13 protein-coding genes are annotated in these 15,104 nt (G+C 45.9%); all 13 read right to left on the bottom strand.

The window, feature by feature from the left end:
- Window positions 1-83 precede the first annotated feature (83 nt).
- The 13 genes from MH215_RS03615 to MH215_RS03675 all read right to left on the bottom strand — a co-directional run bounded on the left by MH215_RS03615 (window position 84) and on the right by MH215_RS03675 (window position 14,901).
- Window positions 84-1,508, bottom strand: a complete 1,425-nt coding sequence (locus tag MH215_RS03615; RefSeq protein ID WP_128102988.1) for a contractile injection system protein, VgrG/Pvc8 family — start codon at window positions 1,506-1,508, stop codon at window positions 84-86.
- Window positions 1,505-2,140, bottom strand: a complete 636-nt coding sequence (locus MH215_RS03620; RefSeq protein WP_239288189.1) for a hypothetical protein — start codon at window positions 2,138-2,140, stop codon at window positions 1,505-1,507. Before MH215_RS03620 ends, MH215_RS03615 begins: the two co-directional genes overlap by 4 nt.
- Before the next feature lie 28 nt (window positions 2,141-2,168).
- Window positions 2,169-2,942 (bottom strand): DNA and RNA helicase, encoded by a 774-nt coding sequence (locus MH215_RS03625; RefSeq protein WP_128102990.1) that lies wholly within the window; start codon window positions 2,940-2,942, stop codon window positions 2,169-2,171.
- Between the two features lie 31 nt (window positions 2,943-2,973).
- Window positions 2,974-5,625 (bottom strand): acetate and sugar kinases/Hsc70/actin family protein, encoded by a 2,652-nt coding sequence (locus tag MH215_RS03630; RefSeq protein WP_128102991.1) that lies wholly within the window; start codon window positions 5,623-5,625, stop codon window positions 2,974-2,976.
- A 31-nt stretch (window positions 5,626-5,656) separates the two neighbouring features.
- Window positions 5,657-6,346, bottom strand: a complete 690-nt coding sequence (locus MH215_RS03635; protein WP_145409975.1) for an iron-dependent peroxidase — start codon at window positions 6,344-6,346, stop codon at window positions 5,657-5,659.
- A gap of 7 nt (window positions 6,347-6,353) precedes the next feature.
- Window positions 6,354-7,646 carry a normocyte-binding protein gene (locus tag MH215_RS03640; RefSeq protein ID WP_239288191.1) on the bottom strand — a complete coding sequence of 431 codons (1,293 nt, stop codon included), beginning with the start codon at window positions 7,644-7,646 and terminating at the stop codon, window positions 6,354-6,356.
- Window positions 7,646-9,460, bottom strand: coding sequence for a SpoIIE family protein phosphatase (locus MH215_RS03645; protein ID WP_239288198.1), 1,815 nt, complete (start codon window positions 9,458-9,460; stop codon window positions 7,646-7,648). Before MH215_RS03645 ends, MH215_RS03640 begins: the two co-directional genes overlap by 1 nt.
- 40 nt (window positions 9,461-9,500) lie before the next feature.
- Window positions 9,501-10,382 carry a PP2C family protein-serine/threonine phosphatase gene (locus MH215_RS03650; RefSeq protein WP_239288203.1) on the bottom strand — a complete coding sequence of 294 codons (882 nt, stop codon included), beginning with the start codon at window positions 10,380-10,382 and terminating at the stop codon, window positions 9,501-9,503.
- Window positions 10,367-10,900 carry an FHA domain-containing protein gene (locus MH215_RS03655; protein WP_145046582.1) on the bottom strand — a complete coding sequence of 178 codons (534 nt, stop codon included), beginning with the start codon at window positions 10,898-10,900 and terminating at the stop codon, window positions 10,367-10,369. Before MH215_RS03655 ends, MH215_RS03650 begins: the two co-directional genes overlap by 16 nt.
- A gap of 43 nt (window positions 10,901-10,943) precedes the next feature.
- The gene (locus MH215_RS03660; protein ID WP_239288208.1) at window positions 10,944-11,495 is read right to left on the bottom strand and encodes an FHA domain-containing protein; all 552 of its coding nucleotides are present in this window, start codon (window positions 11,493-11,495) and stop codon (window positions 10,944-10,946) included.
- A 42-nt stretch (window positions 11,496-11,537) separates the two neighbouring features.
- Window positions 11,538-11,993, bottom strand: coding sequence for a J domain-containing protein (locus tag MH215_RS03665; protein ID WP_239288210.1), 456 nt, complete (start codon window positions 11,991-11,993; stop codon window positions 11,538-11,540).
- A 129-nt stretch (window positions 11,994-12,122) separates the two neighbouring features.
- Window positions 12,123-12,548 carry a hypothetical protein gene (locus MH215_RS03670; RefSeq protein ID WP_056695746.1) on the bottom strand — a complete coding sequence of 142 codons (426 nt, stop codon included), beginning with the start codon at window positions 12,546-12,548 and terminating at the stop codon, window positions 12,123-12,125.
- A 184-nt stretch (window positions 12,549-12,732) separates the two neighbouring features.
- Window positions 12,733-14,901, bottom strand: a complete 2,169-nt coding sequence (locus MH215_RS03675; RefSeq protein WP_239288211.1) for a transcriptional regulator — start codon at window positions 14,899-14,901, stop codon at window positions 12,733-12,735.
- Window positions 14,902-15,104: the final 203 nt, after the last annotated feature.

Here is a 15,104-nt window from a genome sequence, read left to right on the forward strand (position 1 = left end):
TCCCCTCTTCCTTGGATGTTATTAATTCGTTGTCAGATGAATATTGTAAACATTTTTCACTTTATACTCTTTGTTACTAGCGTTTAATTGGTTTTCAATTCAGTACCTACTAGAGAGGTCGTACCGTCCATTTTGATATTACTCTCTTTGCAGGTTAGACTGATTTCTTCCTTCGCAGAGAACACAATGCTTTTCTCAGCATTCATCATAATATCTTCCTTAGCAGAGATCGTGATCTGCTGGCTACTAATAATCTCAATCCCCCCGCCTTCACTGAGACGAATAAAGATCTCCCCATCCTTGCCAGTAACAATTACCTCTTCAGGTGTCATCTTCAATTCCTTCCCTGCTGCCGTACGGAAGTATTTATGATCTGGGTTGCTCAGCTTGTTGCTCTCACCCTCATCCGAGTTCTGACGTACCGAGCTTGTAGCTACCCCTTCCTCTTCCTTGTTACCAGGGAAATACACCCGCACATGATCGCCTTTCTCCGGCATAACGTACCAACCACTGTTTCCTTCTGCGGTATACACAGATTGGTAAGGAAAAGCATGTGCCTCACCCTCATTCTGAGCTTGATCGATTTGCAGATGTATCTTCAATTTATCTTTGCTAATACCGATAACGACACCTTGCAAGGAAACCCCAATAATCTTATCGTTATAAAATGTATTTTGTCTGAGACCCCGGTGAGTACTCAGTGTATAACGGTGCTTTAATAGTCCATTTTTCATTTCCGTAAAAGCTTCATATACGTACAGCAGCTTGCCTTTAAATTCAATGGCATTTCCCAGATCAAGTACACGGTTCGTCTCAACCTCGTAATACACATAGTCCTCCTCACCCACCTCAACCTTCGTGTTCTGAGAAGTGTATCGGAACTTATCCATCCGTTTGCGAACTCTGTAGTTAAAATCCTGCAGCTTGCCTTTAGATGAAGTATCGAACAAACCAAAATAAAATTTGGGTGTATCAAATACGGAAGCAGGCATGAGTCCTGTCCGCAGTCGAGATGCAATTCGCTTCAGAAATTGCCAATCCGTCTCCTCATACTGAAGAGTAAACTTTCCAATCGCTGCTCCGTCCGTCGCCGCATCCATAATATCGATATTAGGGTAACCAGCCGCAATCTGATCCAATAGCTGGGGATATGTCATACTGTGGTTTTGAAAAGAGCGACTTTTCTTACGGATATCGAGTTCATGGGTATGGGAGATACCCTCGACTTCAAGTAAGTAGACGCCGCCCTGCACCATAACGCTAACATTAAGGATTAGACCGCTGAACAATACAGATGTACTGCCTTGATCATCGACTTGGCTAATCTCCACAAGTGTATCGGAACCACTTAACCGTACATAAGAATCCTTCTTCTCTTCATCTACAATTCCCGTGAATCTCACACGAGCGTGCTCATTCATCTGTTTAGTAATCGTTAACTCACGAAGACTAATTACCTCAAATGGACTCACTCTCACATTTTTGTAAGATAAGGCTTCAATGCTCATTCTCCAGCATCCCTTTCGTCATGGACTTCAAATCGAACCGAATTCATGATTGCTGAAGCCACGCGCTGCCAGTCATCCAGTTCATGGTCTGTACAATTGAAAGTACAGATTAGTGCCCGATCCTCCAAAGAAGTAAATAACATCAAATGATATAAGTTTGCGTTTACGACAGGAGTCAAAAATTCACAAGTCGCAGCTTCACGTCCTCCGACCTTGCGATCTCCATCCCCGTACCACTTGGTGAGCTTCTGCGTTCGCCGCAATATCTGAATCATGCTCTGTTTAAATAACGGTAGATCCTCTGCAGGTAATGGATTTATCGTATGGTTCACTGCGATATTAATCGTCCCCTCAGCATTGGTGTAGATTGTGCTTGGTCTATGCTGCGAAGGGTACTTCATATTCATCATTTGTTCAGACATCGGTTTGAACGTTCGAGGCAGCATCATCCACAGCTTGCCTTCCAGCAGTTCTGTTTCTTGAAAAGAATACGGGTTTCCGCCAATTTGTAGAAAAGCTGCCTTCAAATCCGGCTCAGGGTCTTCTGGGATATGCCCATAATCATCATCTTCAACCGAATTCATTTTCATGCCGTTCATCATTGCAACAATCTTCTCATCCCAATGCTTCATGGTTACATCCTCCCTTGCTATTCCAAATTCAATCCACAATCATCCGATGTGGCCCGCCCACCGGCATGCCTGAGCGACCTGATCCGCGGCCAGCATTCGCCAATATGCGATCTAGGTATCGATGAATCTGTGCGTTGTCATACTCCCGGTACTCGAGTCCCAACCGATTCGCAATGTGATGCAGGATGACGCTTCGTGCAATAGTACCTTCGTTCAGACACATCATGGCAAAGATCAGATCCTGGGGATCCGAGGTTCCTGTGCGAAGCAGTCTCTCTGCATAATCTTTCATAACGAGGGGAGATAGTGTGCTAACACCTTCCGCAGCATATGCGACATGAATAACATGAAGCGTGTTGAACTCTGTTGCGAGATCCGCAAAGGTCTGATAATCCCGCCTGAGTCTGGCGCCTTCCTTCAGCTTGAACCGTGCGAGCTCCATTTCACTGGAATCACAGGTAGCCTCCTCATCCAGCCGAAGTTCTGCATGACTGGCTGTCATGTCACTTAGCTTCTCATCCTCGGTAAATCGAAGTTTCAACACATTCACCCTACCCGTAGCCTGATATTCCAGTTCAGCAGACTCGGTTAACATATACAATCTTCCCTTGTGCAGCACCATTCCCGGAGTAACCACCAGCTTGTCAGGATATACCTCCACCTCTGCGCCTGCAAGGATACCATCCGCGTAACTACGGTAGTACAACTCCATGTAGTCTCGGGGATAGTCCCGTAGTTCCTCCAGCATTGATGTCTTTAGAATTCTGCCTTTATGAAAATGGGGATAGGAATACGTGAACATGAACGTTTCCCCTCCTTTCTGCTGACGATGTTCATTTCATTCCGTCAAAAAAATCCAGCTCGGACAAATCCGTCTCGAATGGCAGCAGCTTCTGCGAACCGAGATACAATCGTTCATTTCTACGAGCTACAGGAAGTACGTGGAAGCCCCAATGACGATCATCCGGGTAAACAAAAAACTTCGTCTCTCCGTTTACGATGGAGTCCGTATCATCCTGCGGAATTTTGTCTCCATATTGCGCACGGATATCTTCGTACAGAACCTCTTTATATGCATCCTGACGATTGGAATACACAAATTTCTGTCTCAGTTGACCATCGTTTCCGCTCAGATATAATTCCACTTCTGCTGTCTCGAACGGGCGAGATATGCTTCCAGGGATTCCGTCACTGCGATCCAGACTACTGATCAACACTTTTTCACGTCCATTGTGGGTGTATGCACTCACGGTATACGGGATAACAGCCGCATCATGTGTAATCTCTGCTTGAACAGCACCTGTTTTGCGGGCACTCAGATAACGAATCGCACCTCGGAGACAGGCAAGTTTGAGATCAGGTACACGTCCTTCCGCAGGTTTTTGCCGAAACTCAATGCTCCTGCCTGGAACAAACTCCTTCAACGCTTCCCGAAATACATCAATGCGGCAGGATTGACCTGTCAGCTTGATAATGGAGTATTGACTCATCTTTCCTTGCCGATAGAAGTCATCCAGGAACTTCCGGACTACCTCATAGATATCTGCTTTAATCAGTTGAGTAATCTCTTTGATGTTGAACACAACATCAGGAAACTCATACTCGTCCTTCAGTTCCCCGCCACGTTCCACGGACAGAAACCATCGTTCCATGGTCGTGATCTGTAGATCACTATCTCGATCATCTTCCATCTCGGAATGGAATCGATTGCGTAGGATACCTGTTTTGCGGAAAAATTGCTGCTTCATCTCTTCGGCGATCTCCCACAGAAAATAAAAGTTGCCTCTTACCCGCAAGTATTCATCTCGTGAACGGTTCTCCCTACGTGCAAAAGCAGTAGGTATGATCTGTTCTGCCTCCTCGTAACGCTGCTCCAGCTTCTGATACACGGACTTCACGCCTTCTTCGTCCACTTGGCGAAATACATCTGCACCAGGTGCTTCAATTAAATGATCGATATCCGTTACTTGGCGGCGGCCACTGTAATAATCGGCGAATACAATTTTCATGAACTGCATGATGCGATATGTAATGTTGTGACCCCCGAAGTTGGTATCCCCATTTTCGTACGTGGTATGGATGTCCAGCTTATACGCCATATGTCCGTCTTCCATCGTAAATGCGCAGGATGACAAGTCGGTCGTTCCACCGCCGCAATCAATCACGAGTGCATGATACATCTGCCCTTCCATGAACACACCGCGTTCCATACCATCCGCAAGCGTGTTATAGAGAACAGCCATCCCCTCATCCAGCGCATAAGTCTGTTCAATCTGATAGTCGGGAAGCATCTCCCCAAACATCTGCAAAAACTGTGTTTTCATCTTCACCGGACTCGTAAAATGCACATGGCGGAACTTGCACTTGAATTGATGCTCTGCGGTTCGAATAATATAGCTCATGTACGCGCGTAGCAGATCCATCCGAGAAACGTTAGCTGCATTTCCATGAACATCGACGATTTCTTCTAGCTTGGTATAATTGTTCACCCAGCGCTTCATACTCCGGAACACACTGGCTCGGCTGCTGTATCCTCCGCGACGCATGCTTCGCAATGCTTCATAGCCGAATTCATAACGAATATTTGCCGGATCGGAGCAATCTGCTACACCAATGGCCGTAGGCAACACTTCAATCCAGTCGGTGTCTTTGTAAGTGGGATCAGGAAATGCAACATAGTTAATGGCATCCATTCGAACCCGTCCATTCAACAGATCCTGACTGCTGGGTGCTTGAATATAACCGTTATGCAAAAAGGCGCCTGCCGTCGTATTGGAGGTGCCAAAATCTATCGCAAGCACAGCTTCTGTTGGCTCAAGCTCCCGAATATCCAGATCAGCCAGTGGAATCTGAGTATATTGAATATGAACCGGAGGAAGAGGGCGGTTGGAGTAATACGTCTGGTACAAATATTCCGAATCGCGTTTACGGAAAAAGAGAAGACTGTACTGTCTGTTTCCCGAACGCTTCCAAGTCGATCCACTGCCTGCCGTCAGATAAAAAGTACCAGCTACAGTGTCATCCTTAACGAGGTTGAAGATGCCACACAGCTCCATGCTTTCATTGACCAACAGCACATTAGACTCCGTTAACCCTCCGGGTGCGGTGACGACGTATTGATCCAGCTTATCCACCTTCAAACCTTCGTACAGAATAAGCCTTGCGGGAACACTGATTCCTCCATCACTGCTCATCGGAGCTGTCATATGACGGGATATTGCCTTTTGGATGCGCTCAAATCCACCATCATACGACTGATCGATCCATAATACATCGTCAGCCCCCAGAAATTTCAGAATGATTCGAATCAACTCTTCGCGCTCCGTTCTGGGTCCCAATCCCTCAACTAAACGCTCTTTGTAACAAATGTTCCGCAATTGGAATGTCGTCATATCCATTAGTTCTTCACGCGTATAACGCATCGTGCCTCTGGCTCGCTCCCTGCCGGTGGCGTCAGGATACAATCGGTATGAATAACCGTTCATCTATGTTTCCTCCTTACAACTGCTACCGCTGCTAATATAGCGCAATACCGTCCTGTATCATCGTATAGTCCACATCCAATATGCCAAAATGATGACCCCAATAGATTTCCGTATCGAAGCGAACCGGCAAAAATAATTCTAGAATCAGCTCCAACTTCTCCTTCGCCTCCGTGCGTTCCGCCTGTCCAATATATAAGAGCAATTCGTCCTTCTCCTCACAGTTGGCATAAAGAGTGGAGCGGGGAAACATCCGAACAAGTGTATCTCGTAGAAGATGTACAGCCTCGCCCGTATCGTACAAGCGGAGCATGTTACAAGCGATCACTTCCTGCTCCTCTCGACCAAACAGCTCCAATCGCCGCTTAATTCGCTCCCCGTATACACCCGAATGCATATCATTCAGAATGAAACGAATGTAGTACTCCCGCTTGTTCATCCCCTGCATCAGATCCATATTCGCCAGAAAATGAATGACCAGATCAAATAACGCTTCCCGTAATTCCACCTGCTCTTCATTGTTGATATCAAACAAATCTCGGAATATATCAAAAAAACGATAATACGGATTCACTTCGATCGTCCGTTCTACCCCTGAAGCATTCAGATTGGTATGACTGAGTTCCATGTAAGGCGAGTACACACGTGCAGGCACAAAGGAAATATCGCGCAGATCAGCTCCACTTCGCTTCGCTCGAATGACGAGATCCCATATATAGTTCATGCCATACTCACACCCATTCCCCTTCACAGCAGTATTCCGGGAAGGCAAGCTGGACTTCCGATACGAGAAAGCTCAGCAAATCATCTAAGAAAATAGCCATCTCCGGCTGAATTCCATGTTTGCTGAACTTCAAAATCATTCGATGTTTATCCGCCTCAACACGAACATGATCACTGACAAATTCATTGAGTGGATACGTTATCCCAAGTCCCGAACCAGGTGCGACAACCTGCACATCCTCTAGTTCCAATCCTTCTGCCGACTGAAAAGCATGAATCATGCGGGCAATCTCGCCCTTGGATCGAACAGATCGTCCCTCCTGACGCGCATACTTACCAGCAAAACCTTCCCGTTTGTTATTGGAAAATAGCGGGTAGTCCATCCTGCTAATTCGGGTAGCAACAGGCACCGCTACCTTAAGTACCGTCCAAGAATCCGACTTTTCTAGTGGAGATACGATGGTAATCTCCTCTTCTGATCTTTTGATATACCGGATGTGCGATTCTTCTCCATCAACCAGATATCCGTGCTCTGTTCCTGTTTTGCGGAGTGGTAATACATGCTCATAATTAATTCGATCCGACGCTGGTACAGGGAAGCCACCTGTTTTCATATCAAGCTTCTGAATGTTCCACAGTGGAATCATATTCGTTCGTTTGTAGGACTCAAATTCTTCTAGATGGATAGAGAGTTCCTTGACGGTTTGTTGTTTGTCCCATTCGTCACCGTCATCCGAACTGACCAGAACACAATCAACGAATTTGAATATATAGGGTGCATTAACTGACTTCCAAGAAAGGCTGTTTTTACGAAATACTCGGTACAATTCTTCAACTTTGGATATATATGCGGTGCTTGGTTTCAATCGAACGGTTATCGCATGTCTACCCTCACTCGTTACAATTTCCCCGCGAAATGTGCGATTACTATGTAACAGAGATTGCAGCTCACGATGTCCGCACTCCATATAACATGTAAATAACTTCATCTCTTCCTTGCGTGACAAGGCTTCTGATGCTTCGCTTAAATATACCTTCTGAGGAACAGCATCCTCGGGAAGAATCGGATACAGGAATTCATGAATCGGATCTACATCTTCCAGCGCACATAACGTGACATATACATCATGACGTTCCTCTTGTGGGAGAACCTCATCGAACACACGCTGCTCAATCTGCTTATTCAGCGTCTCCTGATATTCCACCAAATTCAGAAAAACACCCGTCATAAGGTTCTTTAGCATGCTGCGTTGTTCAAGATCCTCCATCTTATTGAGGCGGTCACGGATAATGTCTTTCATTATGAATCTCCTCCTTCCGTTGTTGACTGCTCTTCAGACTCTATTTCAGTTGTATTATTGCTAACCGCATTCGTAGCTCCAGTTCCTACGGATGAATTCGTGTCACCATTGGTAGTGTTAGATGTGTTAGATGTGTTAGATGTATTGGAAGAACTGCTTCCCACCGAATTATTCGTGTTCATCCCGCCTGTGTTGTTAGTCAGATCTGTGTTCATCCCTGACATATCCGCTGATCCGAATCCCGCGGTATCCGTATTTAGGTCAGCCGCTGGTACAGGCGGATTGAGCTTTTCGTCCAGCTTGTTAATTTTGCGTTCCATCGCCAACACACGTTCCAGCATGTCAATCTCCTGATATATTTCCTGTGCTTTCTCGTAGGCTGTTAGCGCACCCGCATAATCGCCCGCTTCATTGAATCGATCACCCTTCTGTTCCAATGTATCTGCTTGAAGCTGGCGCGACTGACGTTTGATATCTGCACGTTTCGTCTCTGCCGTCTCCAGTTTGGTGGCGATCTCCTTCAAGGCGTCCTTATAAGCTGTTTCCGTTGCGGCTGTTCGAGCCCGTTTATACAGTATAATAGCCCCACTATAGTCCCCGTTCTGAAGCTTCAGATCCCCTTCGGTAATCCAATCCTGCACTTGTTGGAAGGTCGTCATTTGCTCCAGTCGCTCTGAAATAACTTCTCGATTGAACATGCTGTATGACTCCGTCAATTCGAGGGCCTTCGTATAGCTAGCCGTTGCCTTCGTAATATCGCCTTCCTTCAGATGAGCGTCTCCATCGACGAGCGTCTGAGCAGCAGCCATTTTTTCAGTAAACAACTTCTTATGTATCCGGTCTTTGACCTTAATAGAATTGTTCCGCGCTAGACTGTAATCCGAGACTGCCTTGGCATACTCCTGTTCCTTCACATACTGATCGGCATTCTGCTCGTATTGCAGCATATCTACAACTAACTCAGCCTTCTTGGCTGCGCTTTTTACCGCATAGAATATGCCCGCCCCACCAAAAATGAGAAGCATGATTAACATAATCGCAATCCGCTTAATCCACTTTTTCCGATTCTTAGGCTCTTCATGAAAGATTTTGTTCACATAAATAGCAGCCGCACTGTAATTCTCGATTCGCGCACGCTGCTTGCTCAGCATCACTTCTTCGAGTGTATCCGCCAGCGTCTGTGGATCATTGGCTCCCTCCACGGCATCGATCATCTCGGCATCCTGTACACCTTCCCACAGACCAGGCGTACAGAGTACAAGCACATCTCCGTCGGCAAGCTTGATTTTGTCGGATACATAAGGCTTAATCATACCGGGTTTGCCCGCATATTCATTCAGATTCCCGCGTTCATCATGCTGATCTACACGATCCTCCGCAATCTGTCCTTCCGCAGCAAGCTTGGCGGCCACACTATGATCCTTGCTTTTCAGAGCAATACGGTTGCCTCGAAAATGATACAAGCGGCTATGTCCAGCCGATGCCCAGACCATACGTGTATAATCTGTGACCACAATGACGAATCCCGCTTTGAGTCTGACCCGGCGGCTCTCATACTGTAACCATTCATGGGCGATCTTGATATATTCGGTGAGTCTGCGTTTCGACATCGTCGGTTTGTCTAGAAAGGATTCAAGAATGGTCTGCACCGTGATCTGTGCACTGTTCACCTCTGTGTCCGTGTCCAGTCCATCTGCCATGACATAACAAGCCCAATCCTCCAGTTCTACACAACCGTAGAAATCTCGATTTTTCAGGAAAGATCCCGCTTCCGAGACAAACGCTGTATTAAATTCACTGTTCTCCTTCCTCATCCGTCTCCCCATTTCCCGTCCCTGTGCGCTGCCTTATCCCTTACCATCCTTGCTCCAAAATGATAATCGTGGCATTATCCTGATGCACGAGCTGTTTTTCTTCAATTAGATCAATAATGGCCTGTGCAGCATCAAATGGCGGAATACTTTGCGCCAATATGGTTTCCAGTTCCATCTCCGTGAGCGAGTTATATACACCATCACTGCATAACACAATCTTGTCCGCCGGATGCAACGCAAACGGCTCGTCCGCGATTTCCATTTGCTTGAAATGGTCGTATCCCAAATAGTTGACCAGCCTTTTGCGCTGCGGGTTATCGAGCGCTTCTTGCTCCGATATCTCTCCAGACATATATTGTTCTTCAAGCTGACTTTCCAGCGTATGTTTGTGATTGATCGGAATAAGTTCACCTTTGCGAAATACAGATAAAATACTATCTCCAACGGCTCCCCAATAGAGATTTCTTCCCCGAATCATGACCGAAACTAGGGTTGTGCCTCCTGGAACACCAAGCAGATTACGGAGAATAGCTTGATTCGCTAAGTGCGCAGACTCATTCCAGAACTCGTCCGGATCTGGGAATCGATCCAGTGCCTCAAACTCACGGATGAAGGTTTCAACGGCTGTGGTACTCGCAACCTTTCCACCCGATAATCCACTAATTCCATCAGCAAGTACCGCAAGCACGCCATAGGGCTCTACAGCACAGGCAAAATAATCGTCTTGCTCACTTCGGGCTCCAATGGTCTGTCCATTCCCAATCTGAACTCCAACCGGTCTATCGTCACGCTGCCTTACCGGAATCCGGCTTCGGACGAATAATAGTAATCCAATGGACAGACAGCCTGCTAAGATTACCCAATAAGGGGTTAGCTCCTTGTCGTTCCAGAGAATCATGAACGTATTCACTGCTGCTCCCATTCAAAGTGCACTCCGCACAATGGAATGAAGATGAATTTACTTCGACCTAATTGAATGACATCGTATGCAGCCAGTTCCACCGGAGAATAGACCGCTTCATTGTTATGATACGCAAGGCCAGAGGCATCACCGGGCAACAAGTAAAAATTTCTCTTTTTGGGATCATATACGATCACCGCATGATTACGCCGAGAAATGGTGTTATCTCCGAGGATGCGAACATGCATCTCTTCTGAACGTCCAATAAAGTTCTTCTCTGCCATAATCCGATAATCCTGACCCATCTGTGCACCTTCAATGCACACGAGCCAGCCTGTGACTGGTTCAATCCCCGTCGTTTCTCCCAAATACGGCATGGTTTTGTCTTCCTCAGATGTACGAGGTGCCCGCGGGATTGCACCCGCCCCATCACTACTACTTGAAGCTGGTGATTCCACTGCTAGATTGCAATATGGACACGTATTTCCGTGCCGTCTCGTGCTGAACATATGTCCGTTTCCGCATCTTGTCAGACTCATTTCGTTTCATTCCCCCGTAAGCTTGTATGATGGTACGCCAACGTCATTTCACCAGAATTCGGGTATTGGCAATATAAATTAAATCCCCCGCCTCAATTAGACTGGGTTCCTCGATTTCCAATTTGGATGCTCGGCTCTGATTGCCCTTACGCACACCTACACCACTGGCTGAATCGATATCCTCGATAAACCATTGGCCTGATGCTTTATTAAGCACGGCATGTTGTTGGCTGATTAGAGATGCATATGGTGTATCTGACAGATCGATATCTGCCTCACTATGTTTCGAACTTTTACCGATAAGCACACTGGTCTCACCCTGGATGTACCATTCCTTCACACTTGTTCCGTCATCATCGAGCAGTACAAGTTTTACAACGCGTGAGGATAGTTTCTTCTTTTCCGCCTTGGTAGCAGGCATGTATTTAAAAAACAGATAAGCCGCTCCCGAGAGAATCACGATGCTTCCAGTAATCCACTGGGCACCCATATCCCGGTTCACAAAAAATATGTAATAGAGCACGGTTAACGAAATGATGGCGACACATGCATCAAGCCCTATCGTCAATACCGACCTTCCTTGTCTCACTTTCATAACCTCCGCCTGAGCCAAAATCACTTATAAATTGTTAACATCCTACTTTTTTCGAACTCCGAAATAACGGTCAAACATGGCGGACATATCCATTCCCTTATGAGAATCGGCTTTATTCCCACTGTTCGGACTTTCTTTCCCCTTGGGTCGGATCCCAAAAAATTGTTCAAATTGCTCATGCATTCGCGAAGGATCTGACCAGCCAGTTACCGGATTTCCGCCTGAAGTCGCTTTGTTTTCCCTTGTTGCATGATTAGAGCCTGGTCCCTTGGAGCTACTACTTCCTCCAGATCGAGATTGTTGGTCATACGCAGCCTTAAGCTCTGGATTGCCAAGTGTGCTGTAAGCTTCATGAATCTGCTTAAAGCGCGCTTCGGCCTGAGCATCGCCACCATTCACGTCAGGATGATACTTTTTGGCTAATTGGCGATAAGACTTCTTAATCTGTTCAGGCGAAGCATCTCGACTTACCCCAAGAACAGTATAAAAATCACTCATTTGATTGTTCCTCCCTCCTTACTGTTATCAGTGCAAAATAAAGATTAAGGGGCACAAGGCCCCTTAACTTATGATGCTTGTTCCATGCAAGTGCCAGTAGCACTCGTCTGGGACATCAGATGTTTCCTATTAAACCGGGAATCCACCTTCAATTTTCGTGAACTCCGTTTTGTCTTTTTTCTGTTTGATGAACAAACTGAATTCGCCCACACCTTCGGTATCTCCGAAACGCTCTGTGTAATCCACTACAAACGCGTTAGGCATGTAAATTTTGCGTACCACTTGGTCAGCTGCAACAACTTCAAGGGTTACTTTGCGATAGCAATCTGCTTTTTCAGCAGGAACAAGGGACCACAGCGCCAGCTTCATCGTGTCATCTGCGTTGTCACCATCCGTTGCTGTAATGATTTTGCCGCTAATGCGCAGTGTTGCGCCCACATCTGTGGAGCGTGCATTGGAATCATCCGGCGTATCTGTGTCGTATACGACTGTACGGATATTATCCATTCCCAATTCGATTGTTTCTGCGCCTTCTACTTTCAATACAAAACCCATTAATAAAAACCTCCTTAAGATTAGGAAAAATGTGTCCGCTATCCTGCTTCAAAATCTGAGGAAAGACAACGAAATATATGTATAAAGGCAAGCCGGTAAAGGCAGCCTCTAACACCAAATTAATGTTTTTAATACGTTGTTTAAAGAACTATATACACTATTAAAACTCATATATTTAAACTAGCTAGACTTTCATTGCACTCGTGCCTTTGGTAATCATGACCTCAAGGTTCTTCACGTTGCCGTTGAAGACAAGGTCGATATGGCACATATTGCTCTTCTCATCGATGATAAAGCTCATGTCATCACCCTCTTGAATGATCGAATTGATCGATCCACGAGTCCCCAGCCACCGGCTCTTTTGACTGCTCGGATTGTTGCTGAAGAATTTGACGATATTTTCATGCTTGAAATCACCGGTTTGGAAACGGAGCAAGCGCTCAATGTAGGTGCTAACAAGTGTCTTATACAAGGAGTCAAAACCATCTTCGGACATCGCCATGCTTCTAGCTTTATACACGGTGATTCGTTTGATATCACTGTCCTGAATCTGAGCATTTTCCGATGAGAAAATAAATCCAAAGTTCTTTCGGTTAATGGAATCCTTAATGGTATTCGTGAAACCCGAAATTTCCTTGGTCATCGTCGTAACGACACGCAGACTGTTATCGCCAGCTTCGATATCGAAACGTACCCCCGGATAATCGCGGTTGACCGTTTTGAATGCTCCACGCAGGTACTCTGGACATTGATAAGCTGCCACAATACCAGCAGATACATAAGATGCTCCTACATAAACGCCTTCGATCCAAAGTCTCAGGATATCTTCTTTTTCCTTCGAAAGCTCAACACCATGCTCGGTTTGAAGCATACGGCTATCGATGACTACACCTGACTTCTCCTTCGGAATAATGGTGAAATTCGGTGCACTTGGAATCGCAAACTCACTGTATTCCTTCCGGGTTAGCACAGAACATTTCTCAATGTACTTATCAATGCCAGCGGTAGCCATACTACTGAACGTCGTCTCTTCCCCGGATTCAAAACTGAAGAAGACCTGGACTTTGTAGTCCTTCACGACTTGCAGAAGCATTGTCAGGGATTCCATGCTATTCCCGTCCTGCTTAACCACCTTGTCATTACCACGGAAACGAGTACGACTGACTTTCACTTGGCTTGTATTCTCCAGTTCAACCGAAGGTACAATCCCGAACCAGATCGTATCCGAAAAGTCATTCTTCGCGTTAACCGTGTTCAGGTACGTCTCTAGCCGTGGAATATTGCTGCTCTTCACAAGCATATCCAGCTTCGTGTTGGAGATCAGCATGGAAGGAACCATACCTTTGTTCTTCGTTGCATATTGATCAAAGAACATTTTGACACCCAAAATCTTCTCTACCAACGGCTTCACTGTTTTGACAAAGTCATCCTTGGCGTTTTTGTAAAACTCCAGGTATGTATTGTAGTTCTGTACCTCCATGGATGTATCCACATCGGTCTGTACCGCAGGAAGTGGGGAGAATGTACGAACAACCAGATCCTGAACATAAGGCGAAGGTGTCTCGGACAATGAATGATAATCCTCGGCAAATACCTGAGTCAGATCTGTACTACTCGCTTCATCCAATAACATCAACTCGTTGTTATCCGATTTAGGAGCTTCGATAATTTTCAATTCTCCGCTCTCACCGATGGTCAGTTGACCCACTTGAATCGCTTCGGAAGAAGTCTCTTCCTGTGCACGACCCAATAACAAACGGGTTTTGATATCTTCGATTGCCAGTGGCAGCATAGCCATAACGTTGTTGTAATTCCGGCTAGCTTCCTCAAACATCACATTCAATTTGTCGCCGATATCCAGCTTCTTCGGATCTCCATCATCCAGCTTCTCATGCTGGCCATACATGTAGTGAATTTCCTTCCGCACTTGGCGGATGTCATCCATCACTTTCTTCGGGGAGATCATGTCGAGCAAATTCTCAAACTTGAAATCTACGTTGGTAATGCCTTGGCTACGCTTCGTATCGATCAGGGTAAACAACATTCTTAGAAAATCGTTACTCTGATCAATTTTGATCTCCGAGATGGCTTCATCCGGAATACCTTCCGGTTTTTTAAGCGTATACATGACTTTCTGGTTCACCGCATTGAAAAATGAATATACGCTCGGTGAGAACTTATCCAGAAACTCATCAAAGCTGCGAACAAGCAAGTGCTCGTTAATCTCTTTGATTTTGTCATCGCTCAGGCTATCAATGCCCTTCACGTCACCAACGATTGTGATGAGATCCAACTTCTCGGGATTGATCTCTTCAAAAAGCATCGTTCGGTTCGTTTGATTAATAATGTCCATTCAGGCAGCATCCCCACGAGCAGACTTAATTCGGGCGAATGCTTTCCCCCCTCCATCAATTTTTGACACTCCGCACGTCTTTTCCGCCTTTGGTCTTGATCTTTAAGAATCAAAATAGGCAGAAGGAAGACGATCGATAGAACGAGCTGTCAACATGTAACTGGAACTTATGTACCAGTTTATGCCGTTTGCTTTGGAGATTT

The sequence above is a fragment of the Paenibacillus sp. ACRSA genome (assembly GCF_022346845.1).
Classification (GTDB): Bacteria; Bacillota; Bacilli; order Paenibacillales; family Paenibacillaceae; genus Paenibacillus.